Annotated in this window: 22 protein-coding genes and 1 tRNA gene; 8 read left to right on the top strand and 15 right to left on the bottom strand. The window is 61.3% G+C overall.

The window, feature by feature from the left end; all coding sequences use genetic code 11:
* Positions 1–6: 6 nt before the first annotated feature.
* Entirely contained in the window at positions 7–1257 is a 1251-nt protein-coding gene (locus tag ACIPZ5_RS20220) for an MFS transporter (RefSeq protein WP_400810286.1), read from the bottom strand.
* Positions 1258–1308: 51 nt separating this feature from the next.
* Positions 1309–2808, bottom strand: coding sequence for a diguanylate cyclase domain-containing protein (locus ACIPZ5_RS20225; protein ID WP_400810288.1), 1500 nt, complete (start codon positions 2806–2808; stop codon positions 1309–1311).
* Positions 2809–3147: 339 nt separating this feature from the next.
* On the opposite strand from ACIPZ5_RS20225, the gene ACIPZ5_RS20230 reads away from it, so the two are divergent.
* From ACIPZ5_RS20230 to ACIPZ5_RS20240, 3 genes are all read left to right on the top strand, one after another.
* Positions 3148–4518, top strand: coding sequence for an oligosaccharide flippase family protein (locus ACIPZ5_RS20230; RefSeq protein WP_343596662.1), 1371 nt, complete (start codon positions 3148–3150; stop codon positions 4516–4518).
* A gap of 58 nt (positions 4519–4576) precedes the next feature.
* Positions 4577–5293 carry a glycosyltransferase family 25 protein gene (locus ACIPZ5_RS20235; protein WP_261943455.1) on the top strand — a complete coding sequence of 239 codons (717 nt, stop codon included), beginning with the start codon at positions 4577–4579 and terminating at the stop codon, positions 5291–5293.
* Between the two features lie 121 nt (positions 5294–5414).
* Complete coding sequence (locus ACIPZ5_RS20240; protein WP_400810289.1) at positions 5415–6383, top strand: AraC family transcriptional regulator; 969 nt, start codon at positions 5415–5417, stop codon at positions 6381–6383.
* A gap of 84 nt (positions 6384–6467) precedes the next feature.
* On the opposite strand, the gene ACIPZ5_RS20245 is transcribed toward ACIPZ5_RS20240, so the two are convergent.
* Entirely contained in the window at positions 6468–8381 is a 1914-nt protein-coding gene (locus ACIPZ5_RS20245; protein WP_400810290.1) for a tyrosine-protein phosphatase, read from the bottom strand.
* Between the two features lie 123 nt (positions 8382–8504).
* Positions 8505–9077, bottom strand: a complete 573-nt coding sequence (locus tag ACIPZ5_RS20250; RefSeq protein WP_343596655.1) for a cysteine hydrolase family protein — start codon at positions 9075–9077, stop codon at positions 8505–8507.
* Positions 9078–9540: 463 nt separating this feature from the next.
* On the opposite strand from ACIPZ5_RS20250, the gene ACIPZ5_RS20255 reads away from it, so the two are divergent.
* Positions 9541–9735: a hypothetical protein gene (locus ACIPZ5_RS20255; RefSeq protein ID WP_261943459.1), complete on the top strand. Its 195-nt coding sequence runs from the start codon at positions 9541–9543 to the stop codon at positions 9733–9735.
* A 116-nt stretch (positions 9736–9851) separates the two neighbouring features.
* Here ACIPZ5_RS20255 and ACIPZ5_RS20260 read toward each other — a convergent pair whose 3' ends face one another.
* Positions 9852–10772: a LysR substrate-binding domain-containing protein gene (locus ACIPZ5_RS20260; RefSeq protein WP_343596652.1), complete on the bottom strand. Its 921-nt coding sequence runs from the start codon at positions 10770–10772 to the stop codon at positions 9852–9854.
* 99 nt (positions 10773–10871) lie between these two features.
* Here ACIPZ5_RS20260 and ACIPZ5_RS20265 point away from each other — a divergent pair, with 99 nt between their 5' ends.
* Complete coding sequence (locus ACIPZ5_RS20265) at positions 10872–11633, top strand: sulfite exporter TauE/SafE family protein (RefSeq protein WP_400810291.1); 762 nt, start codon at positions 10872–10874, stop codon at positions 11631–11633.
* Positions 11634–11635: 2 nt separating this feature from the next.
* On the opposite strand, the gene ACIPZ5_RS20270 is transcribed toward ACIPZ5_RS20265, so the two are convergent.
* The 5 genes from ACIPZ5_RS20270 to ACIPZ5_RS20290 all read right to left on the bottom strand — a co-directional run bounded on the left by ACIPZ5_RS20270 (position 11636) and on the right by ACIPZ5_RS20290 (position 16287).
* Positions 11636–13060: a diguanylate cyclase gene (locus ACIPZ5_RS20270; RefSeq protein ID WP_400810293.1), complete on the bottom strand. Its 1425-nt coding sequence runs from the start codon at positions 13058–13060 to the stop codon at positions 11636–11638.
* Between the two features lie 138 nt (positions 13061–13198).
* Positions 13199–15028 (bottom strand): SLC13 family permease, encoded by a 1830-nt coding sequence (locus ACIPZ5_RS20275; RefSeq protein ID WP_400810295.1) that lies wholly within the window; start codon positions 15026–15028, stop codon positions 13199–13201.
* Between the two features lie 154 nt (positions 15029–15182).
* Entirely contained in the window at positions 15183–15575 is a 393-nt protein-coding gene (locus tag ACIPZ5_RS20280) for a glycine zipper domain-containing protein (RefSeq protein ID WP_261943464.1), read from the bottom strand.
* Positions 15576–15649: 74 nt separating this feature from the next.
* Positions 15650–15832: a hypothetical protein gene (locus tag ACIPZ5_RS20285; protein WP_261943465.1), complete on the bottom strand. Its 183-nt coding sequence runs from the start codon at positions 15830–15832 to the stop codon at positions 15650–15652.
* A 161-nt stretch (positions 15833–15993) separates the two neighbouring features.
* Positions 15994–16287: an RcnB family protein gene (locus tag ACIPZ5_RS20290; RefSeq protein ID WP_085676118.1), complete on the bottom strand. Its 294-nt coding sequence runs from the start codon at positions 16285–16287 to the stop codon at positions 15994–15996.
* A 102-nt stretch (positions 16288–16389) separates the two neighbouring features.
* On the opposite strand from ACIPZ5_RS20290, the gene ACIPZ5_RS20295 reads away from it, so the two are divergent.
* Positions 16390–16740 (top strand): hypothetical protein, encoded by a 351-nt coding sequence (locus ACIPZ5_RS20295; RefSeq protein WP_060513485.1) that lies wholly within the window; start codon positions 16390–16392, stop codon positions 16738–16740.
* A gap of 101 nt (positions 16741–16841) precedes the next feature.
* On the opposite strand, the gene ACIPZ5_RS20300 is transcribed toward ACIPZ5_RS20295, so the two are convergent.
* The 4 genes from ACIPZ5_RS20300 to ACIPZ5_RS20315 form a co-directional block, all read right to left on the bottom strand.
* Positions 16842–17609: an SDR family oxidoreductase gene (locus ACIPZ5_RS20300; protein ID WP_400810297.1), complete on the bottom strand. Its 768-nt coding sequence runs from the start codon at positions 17607–17609 to the stop codon at positions 16842–16844.
* A gap of 23 nt (positions 17610–17632) precedes the next feature.
* Positions 17633–18700 (bottom strand): phosphotransferase family protein, encoded by a 1068-nt coding sequence (locus ACIPZ5_RS20305; RefSeq protein ID WP_400810299.1) that lies wholly within the window; start codon positions 18698–18700, stop codon positions 17633–17635.
* A 185-nt stretch (positions 18701–18885) separates the two neighbouring features.
* Complete coding sequence (locus ACIPZ5_RS20310) at positions 18886–19203, bottom strand: SCP2 sterol-binding domain-containing protein (protein WP_027920549.1); 318 nt, start codon at positions 19201–19203, stop codon at positions 18886–18888.
* A gap of 54 nt (positions 19204–19257) precedes the next feature.
* The gene (locus ACIPZ5_RS20315; RefSeq protein ID WP_343596637.1) at positions 19258–19968 is read right to left on the bottom strand and encodes a histidine phosphatase family protein; all 711 of its coding nucleotides are present in this window, start codon (positions 19966–19968) and stop codon (positions 19258–19260) included.
* Positions 19969–20163: 195 nt separating this feature from the next.
* Here ACIPZ5_RS20315 and sohB point away from each other — a divergent pair, with 195 nt between their 5' ends.
* Together sohB and ACIPZ5_RS20325 are read left to right on the top strand one after the other, a co-directional pair.
* Positions 20164–21183 (top strand): protease SohB, encoded by a 1020-nt coding sequence (gene sohB, locus ACIPZ5_RS20320; protein ID WP_343596635.1) that lies wholly within the window; start codon positions 20164–20166, stop codon positions 21181–21183.
* Positions 21184–21337: 154 nt separating this feature from the next.
* Positions 21338–21411: transfer RNA gene (locus ACIPZ5_RS20325), tRNA-Cys, on the top strand.
* 155 nt (positions 21412–21566) lie between these two features.
* On the opposite strand, the gene ACIPZ5_RS20330 is transcribed toward ACIPZ5_RS20325, so the two are convergent.
* On the bottom strand, positions 21567–23585 hold the full coding sequence (locus tag ACIPZ5_RS20330) for an acyltransferase family protein (RefSeq protein ID WP_400810301.1): 2019 nt from the start codon (positions 23583–23585) through the stop codon (positions 21567–21569).
* Positions 23586–23610: the final 25 nt, after the last annotated feature.

Below are 23610 nucleotides of genomic sequence, written 5' to 3' on the forward strand. Positions count from 1 at the left end.
GTACGTTCAGTGTCCAGCGGATGTGGGTAAGCCAGTCGGCGTGTCGTTCAAGCGGGGTTGGGTTTCCGGGAGGCTGATCAGCACCAGAAGGAACGCTGCTGCGGCGATGGCGGCCAGTGTCAGGAACGCCGCATCGTAGCCGGCCTCCTGTACCACCAGGCCGGCAATGCCTGGGCTCAATGCGGCGCCCAGGCCGAAAACTGCCGTCAGCGCCCCCAGGCTGACGTTGAATCGCCCGGTGCCCTCGGTCAGGTCCTTGACCACGATGGGGAATAGCGCACCGAAGATCCCCGCACCAATGCCGTCGAGCAGTTGCACGCTGACCAGCCAGAATGGGTTGTCGGATACCACGTAGAGCGCGCCGCGTAGCGGCAGGATGAGAAAGCCTGCCAGCAGAAACGGCTTGCGCCCCCATTGCTCGGCCTTGGCGCCGGTCAGTAACGCCATGGGCACCATGACCAGTTGCGCCGCGATGATACAGGCGGAGGTCAGCGGCGTCGCCAGGCTCAGGTTGACTTGCGACAGCTTCTGGCTCACCAGCGGCAGCATCGCCGCATTGGCCAGGTGGAAGAGGGCGCAGCAAACCGCGAACAGCAGTAGCGTGCGGTTGTGCAGCAGCAGACGCAGATCTGTCGGGTGAACCTCACCCGATCGCGCATGGACCAGTCCGCGTGCGACTTCATGATCGATGGCCGCCGCAGGAATGCGACTGACCGCGATGATGCTGGCCACGGTCATGATGGCCATCAGGTAGAACACCACTACCGGGCCGTACAGGTACGCCAGGCCTCCGGCCAGCAGCGCTGAGCAGGCGTTGCCGGCGTGATTGAAGGTCTCGTTGCGCCCCACACGCTGTGTGAAGGCCTTGGGGCCGGTAATGCCAAGGGAAATGGCGGCAATCGCCGGGGCAAACACTGAGCCTGCAAGTGCACTGATGCTCTGGGTCGCGGCCACCAGCCCGAATGTCGAGATCAGCGGTAGCAACAGGCAGCTGCCGGTAACCAGCAAAGCGGCGATGACCACGACCGCTCGCTTGGCCGGTGTCGTGTCGATCAGGGCGCCAGCCAGGGTCTGCGCAAGCAGCGCAGTGATGCCCGCCAGCGTCATCACCAGGCCGATGCTCGCCGGTTGCCAGTGGTGTACGGCCAGCAGGTAGATCGCCAGATAAGGCCCCAGGCCATCGCGCACGTCGGCAAGGAAGAAGTTCAGCCAATCGAGTGCGCGTTGATGCGATTGATTTGACCGGGAGTTATCCAAAGAACGATCTCGATGAGCCAGGAGAGTGGAGCACGTCAACGCAAGCTTCGCTCAGTCGACATGCAGGCGATTGCGGCCCGCTTCCTTGGCGATATAGAGCGCCTGGTCGGCGCGTTCAAGCAGCGATAGCCAGCCTTCAGCGCCGGTTCCGGCAGCGCTGGCGATGCCGATACTGGCGGTCACATATCCAAAAGGACTGTCTTGGTGCGCGATAGGTTCCAGGGCCAGGCGCTCGATAATCAGCCGCGCAACGGCCGCCGCACCGTCGCTGCTGGTGTCGGGCAGAATGATCGCCATTTCCTCACCCCCATACCTTGCCAGCAGGTCCCCAGGGCGTCGGATACAGGTCGAGAGCAGGCCGGCCACCTGTTGTAGGCAGGCGTCGCCAGCGGGGTGCCCGTAGGTGTCGTTGTAGCGCTTGAAATGATCGATATCGATCATCAGCAAAGACAGAGTTGTGCCATTTCGCCGGGCTCTTTGAATCTCCTCGGTCAACACCTCGTCGAAGCAGCGCCGGTTTGCCAGCCCGGTCAGCGCATCGTGCATCGCCTGGCGCTCGAGCTGCTGATTGCTGTCAAGCAACTGCTGTTGGGTCGCTCTCAGTTCACCTTCAACCGCAACGCGGCGGCTCATGGCGCGGATCAGCAGAGCGCCAATGGCGCCGGTAAGCGCGAGCAGCCCGGAAACCACCAGCAACGACAGCATTGCCTCGAACTGCCAGGCCGCCAGTGCCTCGCGTTTGCCTAGCGCGACGGTCGTCACCAGGGGCAGCTTGTCACTCTTGCGAAACGCATACAGGCGCTCGACGCCGTCCAGGCTTGAGGTGAACGACGCGGTGCCCACAGACCGGTCGACCAGATACTTGGCGTAGATGGGCGACTTCGAGAAGTTGCGCCCCATGTCCTGCTCGCGAAACGGGTAGCGCACCAGCATCGCGCCGTCGGTGTAGGACAGGCCGATGGCGCCGTCATGGCCCACGTCGATCTGGCCGAACAGGCGCAGGAAGTTCTCCACGCCAAGGGTCACGGCCACGACACCGGCAAACTCACCTTGGGCGTCGTTGAAGCGCCGGCTGATGGTGATCACCCATTCCTGGTTGGCACGGCTACGGATGGGCAGGCCGATAAAGGGCTCCCGGGAGGGGTCGTCGCGGTGGTGGATGAAGTAGGCCCGGTCGCTGCTGTTGGCGTTGAGCGGGATCGGGCGGTTGGAGGACATCAGCCAGCTCCCGTCCTTGGCGTAGATGGTGATGCCGCTCATTTGTGGCATCAGGGGCTGCTGACGGCTGACCAGTTGGTTCAGGCGTTCGATCTGCGCAGGCCCGCTGCCCTCGGTTTCCAGGCGCTCGACGAGGCCGAGCAACAGCAGTGAACTCTGCCGCACGATGCCTTCTGAATAAGTGGATAGCGCCTGGGCCAGGTTCAGGCCGTGGATGTTGACTTCTTCGAGTGCTTGCTCGCGGGAGGCCATGACCTTCCATAGCGTCAGCGATGCGAGGGAACAACCAATGACCAACAGCAGGAGAACAACGAGGTGGATATCACGCTTCACGTCAGTACCTGATGAGATTCCGGTTTCTCTTGCTCGCTTTCCTTGCGACTAGTTAACCAGGCGGTCAGGAAGTAACTGGCTAGTACAATGCCAGAAATATAGCATTATACAGCGTTGGAATGTCTGACAAAAAATCTGGCGCAATCGTGTGCGTGGACACATTTGCTGGCTAGTGAAAGAACCCTGCAGGCAGGCTCGCTGATCAGACGCCCGCTTTGGCAAAGCCAATTCAGGGCGGCTTATCACTGACTGCAGACCACACCCAATACCCGCTGGCGCAATAGCAACATGGCAGATTGAGACTATAGTAACTTCTTAAAAACCGGATCAGTGGGTGCCATGTCTACGATCGATCTGTCGTCCTCGCAAAGTCTTCGCAAACGCGTGTTGTTGGCCGGGGCACTGAATATCGGGTCCATCGTGGCCTCCCAGGTCATCCGATTGGGCGGCAACCTGATCATCACCCGCTTGCTCTTGCCAGAGATGTTCGGCCTCATGGCCATCGCCACCACGGTGTCGGTGTTGCTGCTGTTGCTGTCCGATGTGGGGCTGCGGCAGAACATCATTCAAAGCCCGCGCGGCGACGAGCCGTTGTTCCTCAACACCATCTGGTCGCTGCAGATCATTCGCGGCTTTGGCCTGTTCGTGGTGATGGAGCTGGTGGCACTGGCCTCATGGGTATCCCAACATTTCGACATGTGGCCGGCGCATTCCACCTACGCCGCCCCGGAGTTGCCCGCAGTGCTGGCCGTCACCGGCTTTTTCGCGATCATCTTCGCCTTCCAGTCGACCAAGATCGATTTGGCCATCCGTAACTTCCAGCAGAAGAAGGTGGTGCTGGTCGAGCTGGTTTCGCAACTCGCCGGCTTGGTGGTGATGTTGCTGATTGGCTACCTCACCCGTTCCATCTGGGCGCTGGTGGCTGCCGGGCTGGTCTCGACCCTGGTCACCACAGTGCTCAGCCACATGATCTTCCCGGGGCATAAGGACCGCCCGCAGTGGGACCCGGCAGCGCTGCGCGAGATCGTCAACTACGGCCGTTGGGTGTTCTTGTCCTCCGCCGTTGGCGTGCTGGCCATGCAGGGCGACCGCATCTGGTTTGGCGGCAGCATGACGGTGGCGCAACTGGGGGTGTATTCGATTGCCGTGGGCATTCTGGCGGCCTTCCAGCTCAGCCTGCAGCGGCTGGCCGGGGCTGTGGCCTTGCCGGCCTTCAGCGAGGCGGCCAGGACGGGTGACATGGGGCGCCTGCGCCAACTGTATTTCCGCTTCAGGTTGATCTTCGATGTACTGACCCTGTTCACCTGTGGCTTCCTGTTCACCGCCAGCCCGCTGATCATCCACTGGCTGTATGACGACCGGTATCAGGACGCCGGGCAGATGATGGCGATACTGTCGTTGTCGCTGTTCACCTTGCGCTACGGCCTGACGCAACAGATCTGGATGGCCCTGGGGCTGACCAAGTACATGGCCATGGACAACATCATCCGGGTGGTGGCGCTGTTCACTTTGATGCCGCTGCTGCTGGCCATCGGTGGGGTGACCTACGCGCTATGGGGGGTGGCACTGCATACCTTCTTCACCTTGATCCTGATCTTCAAGGTCAGTCACCAACTGGGCATGCTGAGCATCAAGCGCGAACTGGTGGTGCTGCCAGTCATGGTGTTCGGTGCTCTGTGTGGCCAGTTCATCAGCCATCTGTTTGCCTGAGCATGCTGTGCGCGTGCCAGCACCGTCGTTCTGATCAGCTGCACCAAGGACCTGACAGATGAATGTGATCGACTTTTTTGATCGGACCCGAATCATCAATATCCCGTCCAGAACGGACCGCCGCCAGGAAACCGAAGCCGAGTTCGCCCGCAATGGCTTCCATATCGATGACGAAAAAATTGGCTTTTTCCCGGCGGTTACGCCTACCGATCAGCAGGGTTTCCCCAGCATCGGCGCCCGGGGCTGCTTCATGAGCCACATGCAGATACTGGAAGAAGCCGTGCGCCTGAAGGTCGACAACATCCTCATCATGGAAGACGACATCCAGTTTTCCCGGCGCATTGGCCCGTTTGGCAAACAGGCCATCGAGTCCCTGCAAGGCATGGACTGGGACATTGCCTACCTTGGCCATTCCTGCGAGGGCAATTCGAATACACCTGGCTGGGTGCTGGTCGACCGCCCCATCCACCTGTCGCACTTCTACGCGGTAAACGGCAAGAGCGTGGGCAAGCTGCGCGACTTTCTCGCACAAATTCTGCAACGCCCCCCAGGGCACCCGGACGGCGGCCCGATGCACTATGACGCCGCCCTCAATACCCTCATTCACAGCGACAAGAACATCCAGGCCTACTACTTCACCTGGAACCTGGGCTACCAGAGGCCTTCGCGCACCGACCTGCATGCCTTGTCGATCTTTGACCGGCTGGCCATGCTGCGGCCGGTGATGGCCTTGTATCGGCGCTTCAAGGCAGAAAAACTCAGGCGGACCCGATAGCACGCAAGGTGTGCCGCCTGTTGGTGCTGGGCACTGATCGGGCTTGGACCGGGCGTCACGTGCCTGTCATGCGTGGCTGATAGTGTGCCAGTCCCCTCAATGGTACAAGGTGTGCGGCACGGTGTATCCCGGCACGACCCGCAAGCAGTTCATGCTGCGTTCCAGCGACATGCGCAGCGACGAGTTCGCCGCCTTGTTCACGCAACTCTACGGCAACCTGTATGCCGACATGCCGCCGCTGGGCGAGGGCATCGCCATCGCTGGCGTCTACGGCCGCTTCGACGGCATGAGCGTGCGGCGCATGCAGTACCAGGGCGACTTCACCATCGTCCTGCCGGCGCCGCAGGACGAAATCACCTTTGTGCTACCCACTGCAGGCAAGATCATTTTTGATCACCGCGGCGAGTCGATCGGCGCTGCCCAGGTCGGCCTGGCGGTGGACAAGCTCGACATTCGCTCGGTGCGCATCACCGAGGGCCACGCCCAGTGCGGCATGTCGATCCGCCGTGGGGCGTTTACCGAGCGCCTTTCGGCCTTGCTGGAGCAGCCGTTGTCGGCGCCGATCCGCTTTGCGTCGCGGGTCGACCTGAACATCCCGGCGTTCCAGGGGATCCGGGCTTTGCTCGAGCTGGCAACCGGTACCGAGTTCGACCAATTGATCAACACCGGCCTGCTGATGCCTGTGCGCTTGCAGGAGATGCTGGTCGATGCGCTGCTCGAAACCTGGCCGCACAATTACAGCGAGGCGTTGCGCAACCCGGCCCCGGCGATTGCGCCACGGCACGTGAAACTGGCCATGGCTTATCTGCGCGAGCATCCCGCCAGGCCGGTCAGCGGCAGCGAGCTGGCGGGGTTGGCCAATGTCAGTTTGCGGGCGTTGCAGGATGGCTTCCGGCGTTTTGCCGGGACGTCGATCGTTGGCTATCAGCGTCAGGTACGGCTGGAGCAGGCGCGTGAAGTGCTGGAACGCGGGGAGGGCGGGTCGGTGGCAGAGGTTGCCTTGCGCCATGGCTTCAGCAATGCCGGGCGGTTTGCCCAGTACTTCCAGCAGGCTTTTGGTGTCAGCCCGGCTTTGATTCGGCGTCGCTAGCCGGGGGCTGCTGCGCAGCCCATCGACGCGCTTGTCGTGGCGACGAACCGCGTCGATGGGCCACAGAGTGGCCCCCTTCAGGCATCAGAAGGCATAGCTGGCCTTGAGGCTGCCGCTGACCCCGTGGCTGTCCCCGCCGCCCATGGCGGCCACCTCGGCCCCGACACTCAGCGCCCCGAGGTTGGCCATCAGGTTGACACCGCCAATGAACTGGTCGCGGTTGTCGAAGGGCGCCCGCTGCTCGATATCCAGCCCCAGCAAGTGACCTTCGCTGTCGACCTGGTGATCGCCCAGGGCATGCTCGTAACCCACCTCGACCCCCGGCACCAGCTGCCAGCTGCCCATGGCGACCGGCGCGAAGGAGGCCTTGAGGTTGGCCACGGCGGCGCGTCGGGTTTGTTTCAGGTCATCTACCTGCAAGGCCAGCTCGCTGCCTTTCTCGGTGAAACCGTTGAGGTCCACGCGGCTGACCCGTAGCCCCAGGCTCGGCTCCAGCACCATGGCCCCGGTGGGCAGGCGATAACCCAGCGCCAGGCTGCCGCCGGCCAGGGTGCCGTGGCTGTCGCCCTTGGCCGTGCCCAGGCTGCCGCCAAGTTCACGCTTGCTCGAGTAATCGAGCCAGCCGGCGCTGGCATCGGCGTCGATGAACAGGCCTTGTTCCAGGCCATTCGGCGCGAAGCGCGCACCCAGGCTGAGGAAGGTCAGGTCGGTGTCCGCTTCGCCACCGGCACCGCCGACATTGCCATTGCTGTAGCCGAAGCCGCCGTGGGCGCTGAGCTGCTCGGAGAAGCGCTGGGTCATGCCGACCATCAGGCCCTGGCTGTGCTCGTTGCTGCTGGCCGCGTGTGACGAGCCATCGGTGCCCAGGTAGCCGGCCAGCGCGGTGCTCCACAGGCGCGACTGGCCAACCTTGAGGTCACTGCCATCGGCAAAGGGTGCGGCCGCACGGTCGATCATCGCCGCCTGGCGCAGCAAGTAGCTGGCGGCGTCGGCATGCACCTGACCACCCACGGTCGACTCGACGCCGCCCAGCGTGCCGGCATCGATGGCCGACTGCAGGTAATAGTTGTAGGCGGTATAGCGGCCCGACAGCGAGGTGTCCTGCAACTGGCGCAGCAGCTGCGCACCGGCAGCGGCGTTGCCCAGCAGGCCGGCTTCGCCTGGCAGTGTGCCGTAGCGCACCATCTTGCCGCGCAACACGTAGAGCGTTTCCTGCGACAGCCCCAGGCCCTGTTTGAGGTAGTTGTCCATGCTCCCGTATTTGGCGGAGACTTCATCCAGGCCGGCCTGCAGATAGCTGGCTTCGACACCGAGCAGCGGTGCGTAGATCTCGGCCATGCTCGCCGGCATGGCGGCCAGCGTTGCTGCGACGCGGGTGGCGGTGTAGTCGTTGGTGGCCAGGTAGTTGCTCATGATGGTCGCGTCATCGACCCCGGCGATGCTCAGCAGCACGGCTGCGGTCCAGCCTGTGCGGTCCTTGCCGGCGGTGCAGTGGAACAGCGCCGCACCGTCGGCGTTGGCCAGTTCGTTGAACAGCACACTGAACTGCCCGCGCATGCCGGCATCGCTGACGAAGGCGCGGTTGGTTTCCTGCATCATCGCCCGCGCCTGGGCAGCGCTGGTGAATGAGATGTTGGTGATGTTCGAGCCTGAAGTGGTGCTGCCGATGATGTCGATGTTGGTGTAGCGGGCAGCGGCCGGCAGGGTGTCGGGTGTGCTGGCGATTTCGCTGGGGGTGCGCAGGTCGTAGACATCGCTGATGCCCAGGCCGTTGAGGACGGCGAGATCGGCCGCTGTCGGGGTCAGGGCATTGGAACGGTAGAACACGCCGGCGCGCATCACGCCATCATGGCGGGTGCTGTAGGCGCTGGTGGTGCCGGCGATGTCGCGGAAGTTGTCCATGCCGGCCAGGCGCGGCGTGTCGAGCGCGTCGGCGGCATGGGCAGCGGAAATGGCCAGGGTAAGCAGGGACACGGAGCAGAACAGACGTTGCAACACGGAAGTAGCCTCGATCGGATGCGTTGAGCTGGCTACTGTCGGTGGGCTAGATGAAACTGAATGTTACGAGTGGCGGCGCGACACAAATGGCTGCGCAATCTGTCTGCCATGTGCGTTTTCTGTCTACGCCGCCCCCGGGAGGCCTGCGCACACCTCGGCGCAGTCTAGAATCCGCGCGTAATCGAGTGCCAGGTTGCTCAACGACATGGCATGCACCTCTTCGGCGGGCCAATGCCGCCCCTGCAGGTCACGCTGGTCGAAGGTAAAGCAGGCATCGGCCACCACCACCGCGTCGAAGCCAAGGTTGCCCGCCGAGCGTGCAGTGGACTCCACCGAGTTGTTGGTGATCACCCCCGCGATAACCAGTTCGCGGATGCCGCGCGTGAGCAGCCAGCGCTCCAGGCCCGAGTTGGCGAAGGCGTCCGGCACGTGCTTGTCGAACACCGTTTCACTGGCCAGCGGCGTGAAGGCCGGCTGGAATTCGCAGCCCGCTTGCCCCGGCCAGAACACCGAATCGGGCGAGCGCGAGAGATGCCGTACATGCACGATCGGTCGGCCATTCAGGCGCCACGCCGCGAGCAGTTCACCCATGCGCAATTCCGCCTCGGGGTTGTTGCGTCGGCCCAGGCGTGGGTGGTGAATACCGACCTGCAGGTCGATCAGCAACAGTGCGGCGTTGGCAGCGAGCGTAGTCATGCAGAACTCCATGTAAGGGGGTGTCTGACCCTAGCACAGGTCGCAGGCTGGGGCCCGCGCGCATCATCTGATACGCTTTTTTTCGTCGAACCTGAATCTGTAACCGTATCAGCCTGGCGACGACAATGCTTTTCGTCCCTGCTATCACACTGAAGAGGTTCCGATGGGCAAGCTCGCGCTGTTTCTGGGTGGCTTTCTGCTGTTGACCGTTCTGATCGGCCTGCTCGGCACCATTCCGCCAAGCTGATCTACCAGGCTGATTCTCCTCATGCCCTCCGGCCCATCTGTCTCGCGAGATGGGCCAGATTCCTGCCAGATCATGGCAGTTCTCCTCGGCTCTACCGCTGGACTAGTGGTAGGTGCACGTCGTTCTCACGTGCAGAAGCCTCGTGTAGTCTCCCGCTGCGTCATAATGGGTCGCGTATGGCGAGCCCAGTCTTTTGCCTCGGGAGTCAGCACATAGATGGAATACCAGAAGGACACTTCAGCCATGCTGGAGTGGCGCAGCCGTTATCTCAGCGAAGGCATTCTCGAAGAGGATCAATACGATCAGGCGCTGCGCTGTGCCGAGTCCCTGAAACACTCCGGGGTGATCAGTGCGCAGGAATGGATCGAGCTGGTCAAGGCGGCGAATGTTGCGCTGCTGAGCGTGCGATAAGTCCTTCATTGCTTGAGGAAATCTGTCCACAAAAAACGTGGGTAGGTCTGTGGATAAAGTTCTGCAAGCCAGGCAATTTGCGGGCTCTGTTAAATTGAGCAGAATTTGAACAGCGTTCAGCCCGCCCGGTCAGAGGCGGCTTGGCCAGCCTGGCGCAAGGCCAGCAGCAATTCGCGCACCCGGGCCGGCAGCTCGCCTGAGGGGTACACCGCATGCATCTGCGGGTCCTGGCCGGTGCTTGAAGTCAGCCGGTAATCCGCGCACACCCGCACCAGGCGTCCAGCCTTCACCTGCGCTTGCGCTACCCAGTCCGCCAGGCGTGCGATACCGGCACCGGCCAGGGTGCTGTGGTACACCGCATCACCTGAGCCCAGGCGCAAGCGTGGGTGCGGGCGCAGGCTGGTGATCTGGCCGGCGCGGCAGAAGTGCCAGGCTTTCAGGATGCGCGGGGCGGTATGCAGGATCAGGGCGTGCTGGTCCAGTTGCTCGGGGTGTTCGGGCATGCCGGCGCGGGCGACATAGGCGGGGCTGGCATACAAGTGGCGGTGGTAGTGCCACAGTGGATAACCAATCAGTTCACTCGATTGGGGGAAGGCGCCGCGGACCACGAAATCGAACTTGCCTTGCAACGGGTCGAGGGCTGCGTCGCTGTACTGCACGTCGAGGGTCACTTGCGGGTGGCGCTGGCTGAAGCTGGCCAGCACGCCGGGCAATACGTGCTCGCCTAGCAGTTGCGGAGCAGCGAAGCGTACCCAGCCTTGTGCACTGCCGGTAAGCGCGGCCAGTTCGTCGGCAGCGTCGCGTTGCACATCCAGCAAGCGTTCGGCGTGGGGCAGCAGGCGCTCACCGGCTTCGGTGAGGGTCACGGCGTTGGCGTTGCGGTTGAGCAGCTTGCACCCGCTGTTGTCTTCCAGGGTTTGCACCGCGCGGGTCACTGCGCTAGGCGAGCGGCCCAGGGTGCGTGCGGCGGCGACGAAGCTGCGCTTGTGCGCAACACTGACGAACGCCTGGATTTCGCGCAGCATGTCCAATGCCATGGAGGGTTCCTCATTGCAGTTTTCGCAATATGGCATTTCAACACAAGCGCGCCGCTTTGATTAGCCTTGCAGTCTGTCTTCACTGCCTGGAACCGCGCCATGATGGATATCGCCGTACTTTCCTTGTTCGCTTTCGCTGCCGGCCTGATCGATGCCGCCGTCGGCGGTGGCGGGCTGATTCAGATCCCCGCGCTGTTCAACGTACTGCCCACTGCGCAACCGGCGGCGTTGCTGGGCAGCAACAAGTTGGCTTCGGTGTGCGGCACAGCCTTTGCCGCCCGCTCGTTCATTCGCAAGGTGACCCTGGACTGGGGCCTGATCGTGCCGGCGGCGGTCAGTGCCTTTGTCATGTCGTTCGCCGGGGCGGCCACGGTTTCGCTGGTACCACCCAGCGTGATGCGCCCGGCGGTGCTGGTGCTGATCGTGGTGATGGCGATCTACACCTTCTGCAAGAAGGACTTCGGCACCTTGCACAAGCCGGCGAAGATCGGCCGCCGGGAGCAGTGCCTGGCGGTGCTGATCGGCGGGGCGATCGGTTTCTATGATGGCTTGTTCGGCCCAGGCACCGGCAGCTTCCTGATCTTCCTGTTCATTCGCTTCTTCGCCCTGGATTTCCTGCATGCCTCGGCGTCGGCGAAGGTGGTCAACATTGCCACCAACCTGGCGGCCCTGGTGTTCTTCGTACCGTCGGGCAATGTGCTGTACGCCATCGCCCTGCCCATGGCCGCGTGCAACATCCTCGGTGCCTTGACCGGGACCTGGCTGGCGGTGCGCAAGGGCGCCGGGTTCGTGCGCGGGCTGTTCCTGATTCTGCTGTGCGTGCTCATTGCCAAGCTGTCCTGGGACTTGCTGATGAGCTGAACTCAGATCACCTGGCGCTGCGGCTCTGCCTGCTCGACGCGATTACGGCCATGGGCCTTGGCCCGGTACAGCGCCAGATCGGCGCGCGCCAGCAGTTCGTCCAGGCTGGGGGAGGCTTCGTCCGCGCCGCAGCCGGCCAGGCCAATGCTGACGGTGATCTGCAGGCGTGCATCGCCTTGGGCCAGGTGCAGGTCCTGCACGGCGCGTCGCAGGCGTTCGGCGGTAAATTGGGCTCGCTCCGGCGCCAGCCCAGGAAGCACCACCACGAACTCCTCGCCGCCCAGGCGAGCCAGCAGTTCTTCGTCGTGCAACTGGTCCTGCAGGGTGCGGGCGAACTGGCGCAGCACCTGGTCGCCTACGGCGTGGCCATGGAGGTCGTTGATCGACTTGAAATGATCGATGTCGAGCATCATCAGGGTCAGTGGCAGCCCTTGGGCATGCTGCTGGCGGCTGTCGAGCAGGGCGTTGGCACGGTGGCTGAAGGCACTGCGGCTGAGCAGGCCGGTGAGGTGGTCGATGGTGGCCTGGCGCGCCAGGCGGGCCAGCAGGCTGCGATTGGCCTGGCTGACACAGGCCACCACCAACGGCCCGAGGACCAGCATCGCGATACCCAGGCGAGCCGACATCAGTGCGGTGACCCCGGGTTCGCTCTGCGGCACGCTGAAGTGCATGAGGTTCTGCGCCACCGCCACGATCAGTGTGCTGCCGGCAGTGAGTGTCAACAACGACACCAGGAACGGCGAATACGTCCAGGCACACCACAGCAGTGCGGCAATCGGAAAGGCGATGGCGCCTGGCCCGCCGAACGCGATGCTGAATGCCAGTGAGACCAGCAGCACCAGCAAGGGGCCCAGGCGGATGGCCTGGGCGCCGCTGCGCACCAAGGCGCGGGCCGAAGGGGTGGTGAGCAGAATCGGCAGCACCAGCACGCTGGTCGAGAACTGTTCGCTGAACCAGGCCAGCCAAGTGGTCTGCAGCGACTTGTCGAACCACGGTGCGGCCATCACACAGGCCATGCTGGCGGCCACTACGGCACCCGCCGCGCAGGCGCCGAACACACTCAGCACGCCATGCGGGGTACGCATGCGCCGGTGCAGGCGGGGCAGGCGCGACAACCACCACCACACCGTTACCACCACGCCGAGGTTGCACAGGTTGAACCACAGGGCTGGCGCCCAGGCACTGCCGCAGGCCAGGTCGGCTGCGACCATCGCCAGCCACACCAGGGTGAAGCCCACGAGGTTGGCCTGGCGTGGATAACGCAAGAGTGCGCCGGCCAGTACCGCATTGACCGGCCAGAACAGCGACAGCGATTCGATCGGCCGAGCCAGGATCCCGCCGAGGGTCAGGGCAAAGGTCAGGCCAAACAGGGCGATATAGGGCAACACGCGCGATTGTGCTGGAAAAACCATAGGCTCGACCGACAAGCGGGAACGAAATCCAGGACAACGGCAATAAGCACCTGGGGCATTGACGCGTCAGTGTGTTGGCACCGGGTGCTTGATGTCAATCTGCCGTATTCGTGCAAGTTAATGGCAAATAGCCTCTATTCATTGCCATATTGCTCACAGACCGAAGAACCAGGGCACCATCAGCACGGTCACCAGCATCACCAGCACGGTGAAGGGCACGCCGACCTTGACGAAGTCGCCAAAGCGGTACTGACCTGGGCCGAGCACCAGGGTGTTGACGGGGGATGACACCGGCGTCATGAACGCCGCCGAGGCCGCCAGGGCCACGGTCATGGCGAACGGGTAGGGCGACATGCCCAACTGCGTTGCCGTGCTGATCGCTACCGGTGCCATCAGTACGGCGGTGGCGGTGTTGGAAATGAACAGGCCGATGACTGCCGTGACCATGAACAGGCAGGCCAGCATGGCCAGCGGCCCGGCACCGCCCAGCAGGCTGACCAGCCCGCCCACGGCCAGGTCGATGCCGCCGGTTTTCTGCAGCGCCTGGGCGAATGGCAGCATGCCGACGATCAGCACGAGGCTCTGCCAGTGAATGGCCCGGTAGGCGCTGTTCATGTCGATGCAGCGCCCGGCGCCCATCAGCAGGCAGCCAATCAACGCGGCGATGACATTGGGCACGGCGCCGCTGACCATCAGCCCGACCATCACCGCCAGGCTGAGCAAAGCCTGCGGTGCACGTGTGCGGGCCGGTGCAACCTGGTCGATTTCGGCCGGCAGGCTCAGCACCAGGAAGTCCTGTGGCCGGCTCTGCAGCTGGCGCACGGCCTTCCATGGGCCGACCACCAGCAGCGTATCGCCCAGGCGCAGCTTCTCTTCCACCAGTTGCTCTTCGATGGCCGCCTGCTCGCGGCGCAGGCCGACCACGTTGAGGTCGTAGCGGGTGCGGAAGGCCAGTTCCAGAATGCTCTTGCCGATCAGTTGCGAGCCTGGTGGCAGTGACACTTCGGCCATGCCCAGTTCCTGGGACTGGTCGATGAAGTAGGCCGCCTTGAAGTGCAGTGGCTCCAGCTGCATGGTCTGGCACAGGTTGCGCAGGTCGCCGCGGTTGGCGAACAGGTCGAGCAGCAGCACATCGCCCTGTTGCAGCACAGTGCCCGAATCGGCAGCGATTACCCGGGTGGTGAACTTGTGCTGGCGTTCAATGCCGATCACGTTGGCGCCGTGTTTTGTGCGCAGCTCCAGTTCGCCCAGGGTATGGCCGATCAGTGGCGAGTGCGGGCGGATGCGCAGGCGCCGTTCGCGGCCGTTGAGCTTGTAGTCGAGTACCAGGTCGAGCAAGGTGCGGCGGCTTTCCACGCGGCCGTCCTTGCGCACTTCGCCATTGAGCCAGTGGCGGGTCAGCAGCATGTAACCGATGCCCAGCACCAGCACCACCAGGCCGAACGGGGTGAAGCTGAAGAAGCTGAAGCCGGCCCCACCGTGACGTACCAGCTCGCTGTGCACCACCACGTTGGGTGGCGTGGCCACCAGGCTGAGCATGCCGCTGATCAGGCCGGCGAAGCTTAGTGGCATCATCAGCCGACTGGGTGAGAGTTTCAGGCGCGCGGCAATGCTCAGCACTACCGGGATGAAGATCGCCACCACGCCGGTGGAGCTCATCACCGAGCCCAGGCCGGCCACTGAAACCATCAGCAAGACCAGCAGGCGGGCTTCGCTGTTACCGGCTCGCTCGCTCATCCATTCACCGATGCGGTAGGCGATGCCGGTGCGCACCAGCCCTTCGCCGATCACGAACAAGGCGGCGATCAGCACCACGTTGGGGTCGCTAAAACCGGCCAGGGCCTGTTCGACGGTGAGGATGCCAGACAGCGGCAGGGCGAGGATCACCAGCAAGGCGACCACGTCCATGCGCGGGCGGTTGATGACGAAGAGGATGACGACGACAGCCAGCAGGCCGAGGACCCAGAGCAGTTCCTGGTTCATGGGGGGGAGGTGTTCCTTCACTCAAGGGGGCACGAAAGACAGTAGCAGTCAGTGTGGCAGCTTGCGGTGAAGGTGATGTTGATGTGCTGCAGGGTTTGCACCCATGACGCCAATGAAAAGGGCCGCAAAATGCGGCCCTTGTCATTGTCTTTACTCAGTGGCGGCGGTGATGGCGGTGCTTGTGGCTGCCGCCATTGTCGCCCAGGTGGTTACCCAGCGCACCACCGGCTGCACCGCCCAGGCCGGCACCAATGGTGGAACCGGTCTTGCCGCCTACCGCGCCGCCCAGCAGCGAACCGCCTGCCGAGCCCAGGCCACCGCCAATGGCCGCTTCGGTACGGTTGCCTTTCCTCGCACCTACCGCACTACCGGCTGCACCACCGACACCAGCGCCGATGGCTGCGCCAGTGCGGCCACCGAGCTGCTGGCCGACAACGTTGCCCAGCACACCACCCAGGCCACCGCCAATGGCGGCAGTACCGTCACCGGCGAAAGCGCCCTGGCACAGCAGCAGGCCGAGGGCAATGGAAGGCAGAGTCAGACGCATGATTTGAACCTCAAAGGAATCATCAGGTTAAGGTGCCGCACGGTTGGGCGGCGGGTCAGGGTAGGGGAGACGCTTCAGCGGTAGTAACGGTCACCGCGCCATTGGCGGTCATCGTCGTCGTCGCGATCGTGTCGGTGGTGGTGACGGTGGCCGCGATCGTCGTCTCGCCAGCCGTCATCATCACGGTAGTGGTGGTGATAGCAGCCGGACAACAGCAGGAAGGCGGCAATCAGCGAAAAGTTTACAAAGCGGGCCATCTCGATATAGGTCCTTGATCCGCATAGGTTTACGGGACACTGAATGAGACTGGGATCGATCCATTTGGTTTCCCGGGCGCGCAAAAAAATGCCGTGAGAGCGATGAATGGCATGCTTGCACGGCAGCGGTCGGATCAGCTCAGATCAAGCGGCGTGTAGCTTCAGGACGCGGGATGGATCGCCAGCACCACGCCATTGGTGATCTGGATCAGCACATAATGCTCGCCCATGCGCACCCAGTGGCTTTCTTTTTCGGGGGCGGGCAGTCCTTTGGCTTTCCAGTCGCTGATGGCCTGGTCATCGCGTTTGTACTGGTCGGGGGCCTTGTCGCCGACCTTGAGTTCACGGTTGTGGGTTTCCGGCGCCTTGATGCTTTCTTCTGCCGAGGGGGCAGCAAAGCTCAGCGCGGGCAGGCTGGCGATCAGCAGTGCGGGCAGCAGGTGTCTGGCTTGCATGGGACTCTCCTTGGTTGCATTCCCTATCTGCGACAGCGGCCCGCTTGGGACAATTCATTCGCAATGCTAGAGTCGCTTTCTTTTTTGCCCCGAGGATGGAACATGCGAGCAATTCTGCCGATGGCTGCGGCGCTGGTGTTGGTCGGTTGCGCGAGCGCGACCATGGATGCGGCGCGGGGTGGCAAGCCGACGGCCCAGCTCGATTCGCGCAAGGCGCCGGAGCTGGTGGCCCAGTGCATCCAGTTCAGCTGGCAGAAAGAGGACGTGTTTGGCGACGATGCCAGTGGCTACCTGGAGCCACGCAAGCAGGGCGGGTTGACTGTTTATACCCGCGAGGCGGAGTCGTTCGTGGATGTGTATCCGCAAGCGGGCGGTACACGGGTGGATTACTACGCGCAGAAGAATGACGGCATGGCCTTGCAGCGCCGGGCAGCGGCGGCGACCTGCCTGTAACGTCTCTGCGCTACCGGCCTTTTCGCGGTTAACCCGCTCCTACAGGACCTCACTGAACCTGTGGGAGCGGGTTTACCCGCGAAGGGGCCCCCAAAGCCTGATCAGGACAGGAAACCACCGTCGACATTCAGCGCGGTGCCGGTGGTGTAGCTGGAGGCATCGCTGGCCAGGTACAGCACGGCGCCGGCCATTTCCTTGGGGTCGGCCACGCGCTTGAGCGGGATCTGCTGCAGCGCGGCATTGAGGATGGCGTCGTTCTTCACCAGCGCCGAGGCGAACTTGGTGTCGGTCAGGCCCGGCAGCAGGGCGTTGCAGCGAATGCCGAACTGCGCGCATTCCTTGGCGAACACCTTGGTCATGTTGATTACCGCGGCCTTGGTCACCGAATAGATGCCCTGGAACAGGCCCGGCGAAACGCCGTTGATCGAGGCCACGTTGATGATGCTGCCGCCACCGTTTTCGCGCATCAGCTTGCCGGCCTCCACCGACATGAAGAAGTAGCCGCGGATGTTCACGTCGACGGTCTTCTGGAAGGCATTCGGGTCGGTGTCGAGCACGTTGCAGAACTGCGGGTTGGTGGCCGCGTTATTGACCAGGATATCCAGGCGCCCGAACTGTTCGTGGATACCGGCGAACACCTGCTGGATCTGCTCCAGTTCTCCGATATGGCAGGCGACCGGCGTGGCCTTGCCGCCCGCCGCAATGATGGCGTCGGCCACCTGCTGGCAGCCGTCGAGCTTGCGGCTGGAAACGATCACGTGGGCGCCCTGCTGGGCCAGCAGATGGGCAATGGCTTCGCCGATGCCACGGCTGGCACCGGAAACGAAGGCGATCTTGCCGTCGAGGTCGAACAGTTGGGTCTTGGACATGCTGTTTTCCTTGTTATCTGGCGTCAGAGCGTGGACTTGCCGATGACCTGCAGGCTCATTTGCTCCAGCAGCCGGTTCATGTGGATGAACTGGGCGAAGCGTTTGTCCTGGGTCTGGCCGTGGTAATAGCGGTAGTAGATCTGCTGGACGATGCCGGCCAGGCGGAACAGGCCGTAGCAATAGTAGTAATCGAAGTTGTCCAGCTGGATGCCGGCGCGCTCGGCGTAGTAATCGACGAACTGGCGGCGAGTCAGCATGCCTGGTGCATTGCTCGGCTGGCGGCGCATCAGTTGTACTGGCGCCGGGTCGCTGGCCTCGATCCAGTAGGCCAGGCTGTTGCCCAGGTCCATCAGCGGGTCGCCGATGGTAGCCATCTCCCAGTCGAGTACACCGATGATGCGCATGGGGTTTTCGGCATCGAGGATCACGTTGTCGAAGCGGTAGTCGTTGTGCACGATGCCCGGGCGTGGGTGGTCGGCGGGCATCTTATCGCGCAGCCAGGCGATCACTTCTTCCCAGCGTGGCGCATCCGGGGTCAGGGCTTTCTCGTAGCGGCTGGTCCAGCCCTCGATCTGGCGCTGCACATAGCCTTCTGGCTTGCCCAGGTCGGCCAGGCCGCAGGCGTGGTAATCCACCTGATGCAACTCGACCAGGCGGTCGATGAAGCTTTTGCACAGGGCTTCGGTGCGGCTGGCATCCAGGCCCAGTTCGGCCGGGATGTCCGAGCGCAGAATCACCCCCTTGACCCGCTCCATCACGTAGAACTCTCCGCCGATCAGTGATTCGTCGGTGCAGTGGACATAGGCCTTGGGGCAGTACGGGAAACCGCTGTTGAGCTGGTTCAGAATGCGGAACTCGCGGCCCATGTCGTGGGCCGACTTGGCCTTCTGGCCGAAGGGTGGGCGGCGCAACACGAATTCACGGCCCGGGTAGCTGACCAGGTAGGTGAGGTTGGACGCCCCGCCAGGGAACTGGCTGATGCTCGGCGTGCCCTCGAGGCCGGCGATGTGGCCCTTCAGGTAAGGATCGATGACGGCCGCGTCGAGTTCTTCGCCGGGGCGTACCTGGGTGGACTGGTCGGTGAGCGTCATGCGTTTTCCTTATTTTCTGGCGCAAGGACTATTGGCTAATCTAATGGCCTGGCAGCGCTGGAACAAGCGTGCCAGGTGCCATATAGGCGAGGGTGTTGCTGGTCGATCACTGCACCGAATGCCGGGCAAAAAAAAACCGAAGCCCGTCAGGCTTCGGTTTTCTCATCGTACGGTGTGCCCATCACTCAGGAAGGGAACAGCTCGCTGAGCTTCATCGACAGCATCATGTCGCCTTCAACGCGCAGCTTGCCGCCCATGAAGGCCTGCATGCCGTCGGTTTCACCGCTGACGATGCCCTTGAGGGTTTCGCTGTCCAGTACCAGGGTGCAGTTGGCATCCGGGTTTTCACCTTCCTGAATTTCGCAGGTGCCGTCCTTGACCAGCAGCGCATAGTGCTTGTCTTCGTCGGTGATGTTGAAGCCGAACACCAGGTCCAGGCCAGCCGCAGCAGCTGGGTTGAATTTTGCTTTCATCGCCTCGACGGCTTTAGCTACATCGCTCATGGTGTTTTCCTTGTTAAGTGATAGTCGCGTCCGCAGGGACACTATGGGCCGGGCTCAACGGTAGGTGATGAGCTCCGGCGCCCTCAACAGCTGCACATGGGCTTGGCTGTTGAAGGAAGCCAGTGCCACGTCGCGGCCGCGGAACTTCAGCTGGCTGAGCGACGTGTTGATGATCTGCCAGTTCAGCGCAAAGGCCTGGCTGGGGGTGATTCGGGTAACCAGATGGAGCAGGGCGGCGATGGTACCACCCGACGTGAACACGGCGATGTTGTCGCCACTGCCCGCGGTACCCAGCACACGCTGCAGCCCAGCTTCGACCCGGGCGGTGAACGCCTGCCAGGTTTCCAGGCCGTCATCGGCATGTTCACCTGCGTGCCAGCGTTGCACCATCAGGGCGAACAGGCGCTGGAACTCGCTGCGGTTCTGCGCCCCGTTGCGCAGGATATCCCGGGCGTGCGGCTCATCGGCCAACAGGCCGGGGAGCAGGGCGCGAATCACGCCATCGGCATCGAACTCATTGAAGGCCGGGTCGGTCTCAATGGCCGGTACCGCGCAACCACCTGCGTTCAGCGCCTGCAACGCGTGCCTGGCGGTGTCCTGCTGGCGCCGCAGATCGCCGGCCACGCAGCGGTCCAGGCGCAGGCCGAGCTGGGCGAGGTGTTCGCCGAGGGCCTGGCTCTGGCGCACGCCGATCGGTGAGAGGACGTCGTAGTCGTCTGCACCGAAGGAAGCCTGGCCATGTCGGATCAGGTAGAGATTGCCCACTGGGGTACCCGGCGTTGAAGGTTGCTGCGAGGTTAGGATGCGCCACACAGGCTGTCAACGAAAAAACATACAAGCGTTTGAAAAGGTTGTTTGAACTGTGTTGCCAGCGTTTACCTCGGCTGGCGAGGGCACGGGCGCAACGGTATGCTTGCAACAGTTTCGCGCCGATCTGGCGCAGGTTCATAAGGAGTCAACGTGGAGTTTCTTGCCGAATACGCAAGCTTTCTCGCCAAAACCGCCACCCTGGTGATTGCCATCCTGGTGGTGTTGTCCGCCATCGCCGGTTTGCGCGGCAAGGGGCGGCGCAAGGCCGGTGGGCAGTTGCAGGTCACCCGCCTCAACGATTTCTACAAAGAGCTGCGCGAGCGCCTGGAAAGCGGCTTGCTCGACAAAGCCCAGCTCAAGGCCCTGCGCAAGCAGCAGGCCAAGGCGGAGAAACAGCAGAAGAAGGGCAAGGCCGAAGAGAAGGGCCGGGTGTTCGTGCTCGATTTCGACGGTGACATCAAGGCCTCCGCCACCGAAAGCCTGCGTAACGAGATCACCGCACTGCTGACCCTCGCCACCCCGCGCGATGAAGTGGTGCTGCGCTTGGAAAGCGGCGGCGGCCTGGTGCACAGCTATGGCCTGGCGGCCTCGCAACTGGCGCGTATCCGCCAGGCCGGCATCCCGCTCACCGTGTGCATCGACAAGGTGGCCGCCAGCGGCGGCTACATGATGGCCTGCATCGGCGAGAAGATTGTCAGTGCACCGTTCGCCGTGCTGGGTTCGATCGGTGTGGTGGCACAGTTGCCCAACGTCAACCGCCTGCTGAAGAAGCACGACATCGACTTCGAAGTACTGACCGCCGGTGAGTACAAGCGTACCCTGACGGTATTTGGCGAGAACACCGAAAAGGGCCGGGAGAAGTTCCAGGAAGACCTGGACATCACCCACCAGCTGTTTAAGGACTTCGTCTCCCGCTACCGCCCGCAGCTTCACATCGATGAGGTGGCCACCGGTGAAGTCTGGCTCGGCGTTGCCGCACTGAACCGCAAGCTGGTCGATGAACTGCAGACCAGTGACGAGTACCTCAGTGACCGCGCACGCACGGCCAATCTGTTCCACCTGCACTACGCCGAGCGCAAGAGCTTGCAGGAGCGTATCGGCATGGCGGCCAGCGGTACAGTTGAGAACGCGGTGGTAGGGTTGTGGAGCAAACTCGGCCGCTTGCGCTAACACCTTGAACCCACTGAAATTTTTTTCTGTTCAGGGGGTTGCAAGGTTGAAGGAATGCAGACATAATGGCGCCCATCGAAACGCAGCAAACTTTGAAAAAGATGCGGTGTTTCAAGGAGATAGCAAGGCGTAAGCAGCTAGATCCGAACTTTGAGGCCGAGTAGCAAAGTGGTTATGCTCCGGATTGCAAATCCGTCTACGCCGGTTCGATTCCGACCTCGGCCTCCACCATTCGAAAGCCCCGCAGCCATTTAGGTTGCGGGGCTTTTTTCATGCCTGCGATTTTTGTTGGCCCCGCGATTTGGGACAATCCTGGGACAGTGGAAGAAATTGCATCTCCCAGCTGTCCCGGGCAAATCCGTTACATGGCCACTATCTGCTGCCTACTTGGTTTCGTTAATTTTGACTGTCGATTGAGCAGAAAAAATTGATTTGAACAAAGGTACAAGCAGATCGCCACCGCGCTCGTTCAAATGGTCATCGTCATAGTAAATAGGGAGCCCACCTTGTGATCCAATACACCGACCATTGGTGCAAATGTAGGGAGTTGGATCAAGTATTTTGATTCCACACCTGTCGCGGGCGATGTTTTGAGCTTCCCAAACGAATGAATTTCGCTCCATGTACTCATTAAAGCTTATTGATACGTCGACCTCTTTTCCTGGAATCATTGAACGTCGGACCATGGTTTTTGGTACGTCGATTTTCATTTCGGGAATTGGTCTAACCATGTAGACGGGTCTATGCTTGGCAAATTCACATGCCGTATTTATGATGCCCTCGCGCATTTCGTTAAAATATTCTGGAGTGCGCGTTGAATAAGGCTTGGTAACGTAAAAGGCTGGTACGGGAACTTCGCCTTGTCGATCAGGCTCATTGGGGCCAAAGATATATGTGCTGGTCCTGTTTAGGATGACTACGGGTATGTCTTCGGGGATTGTACTTAAGCGTTCAAGCGCATATGTGAGAAAATCTGCACATCTAAATGCTGTCGTGTTGATCATTTTGATATTTTTGATCGTTACGCAGCTTCCGAGGCTCCAATCAAGTACATAAAGGTTTTTACTCGGCAATGCTTTTTCTACTGAGCGCATTATCGATGATGAGTGACTGTCTCCTAAAACAATTGCTCCAAGTACGTCACCACCATAGTGGCACTCAGGGACAGGCGTAAGCCCTTCCACATGGCATTCCTTCATGCGGGGGTTCTTATTTGTTGCCTGTGCAAGAATGTCTTTCACTCGCTCGGGAAGATTCCTGTGTGGAAGGCCCTCCTGCATTTTGATGATCAAGCTAGATCCAATGATGGTAAGCGTTGCTAATGTTACCGTTGCTAATGCTTGTCTTGAAGGGAGCAGGTTCAGTGCTATTCTCGTTTTTTTCTCTATGTAAAGGTACGAGATACGACCGAGAACTAACGTTAAAGCAATTCCGATAACGATTGCTGTTTTATTATCCAGTAACTCAAAGGACGCCAGAGCAGCGACCACAGGCCAATGCCATAAGTATAAGGAATATGAACAGTCTCCTATCCATTGTGTGGGTTTGGATCCTGTGAATATCGAGTTCTGATTAGCTGCTGCCAGCACTAAAATCGCACCCGCGACAGGAATGGCTGCACGCCAACTTGGCCAAATACTGCTCGGGTCGAACAGAAAAGTGGAGGCAGCAATCAGTGCCAATCCAAGAAACTCAATGACTGTTCGACAAGGTTGGCTCAGCGATAATTTATCAATGAGCAGATACACTAGTCCTCCGGCCAGCATCTCCCAAGCCCGGGTCTGCAACAGATAGAATGCTTTGGATTTATCTTCTAATGAAATTTTTATGCACAAGAAAAATGATATTGCAAATAGGAGTGATAGAACTGACAAGAGTGAGCGGCGTGTTGGGTTGATTTTCCAGGTTGAAATCAAAACTACTGGGAATATTACATAGAATTGCCATTCGACTGACAGTGACCAGGTATGTAGAAGCCATTTGTCGTAGGAGGCTGCATCAAAATATCCAGCTTCAGATAGGAGCTGAATGTTCGAAAAGAAGCCAAGTGCGCTGATAACGTGTTTGGCAAGGTTTAAGTAGTCAGTTTGGAGAAGGTAAAACCAGCCGGCCATTAACAGCGCAATGCATAGTGCGGCTAGGGCGGGAATGAGCCGCTTGGCTCTGGCCAAGTAAAATTGCAATAAGGAAAACGGTTCTGAGTTTTTAGTCAGTCCACTAATGATGATGCCGGTCATCAAGAAGCCTGATATCACGAAGAAAACGTCGACACCAACAAATCCTCCGCCGAAACCTCGTACACCAAAGTGATAAAGAATTACGATGCAAACAGCCCAGGCCCGCAGTCCATTGATATCGAGTCGGAAATTCCGCTTATTTGAGTTTTCTTGGTTTTTGCTCACTGAAAGCTGTCCACGATAAAAAGGG

Origin of the sequence: Pseudomonas sp. NPDC089428 (genome assembly GCF_044749325.1) — a bacterium.
GTDB lineage: Bacteria > Pseudomonadota > Gammaproteobacteria > Pseudomonadales > Pseudomonadaceae > Aquipseudomonas.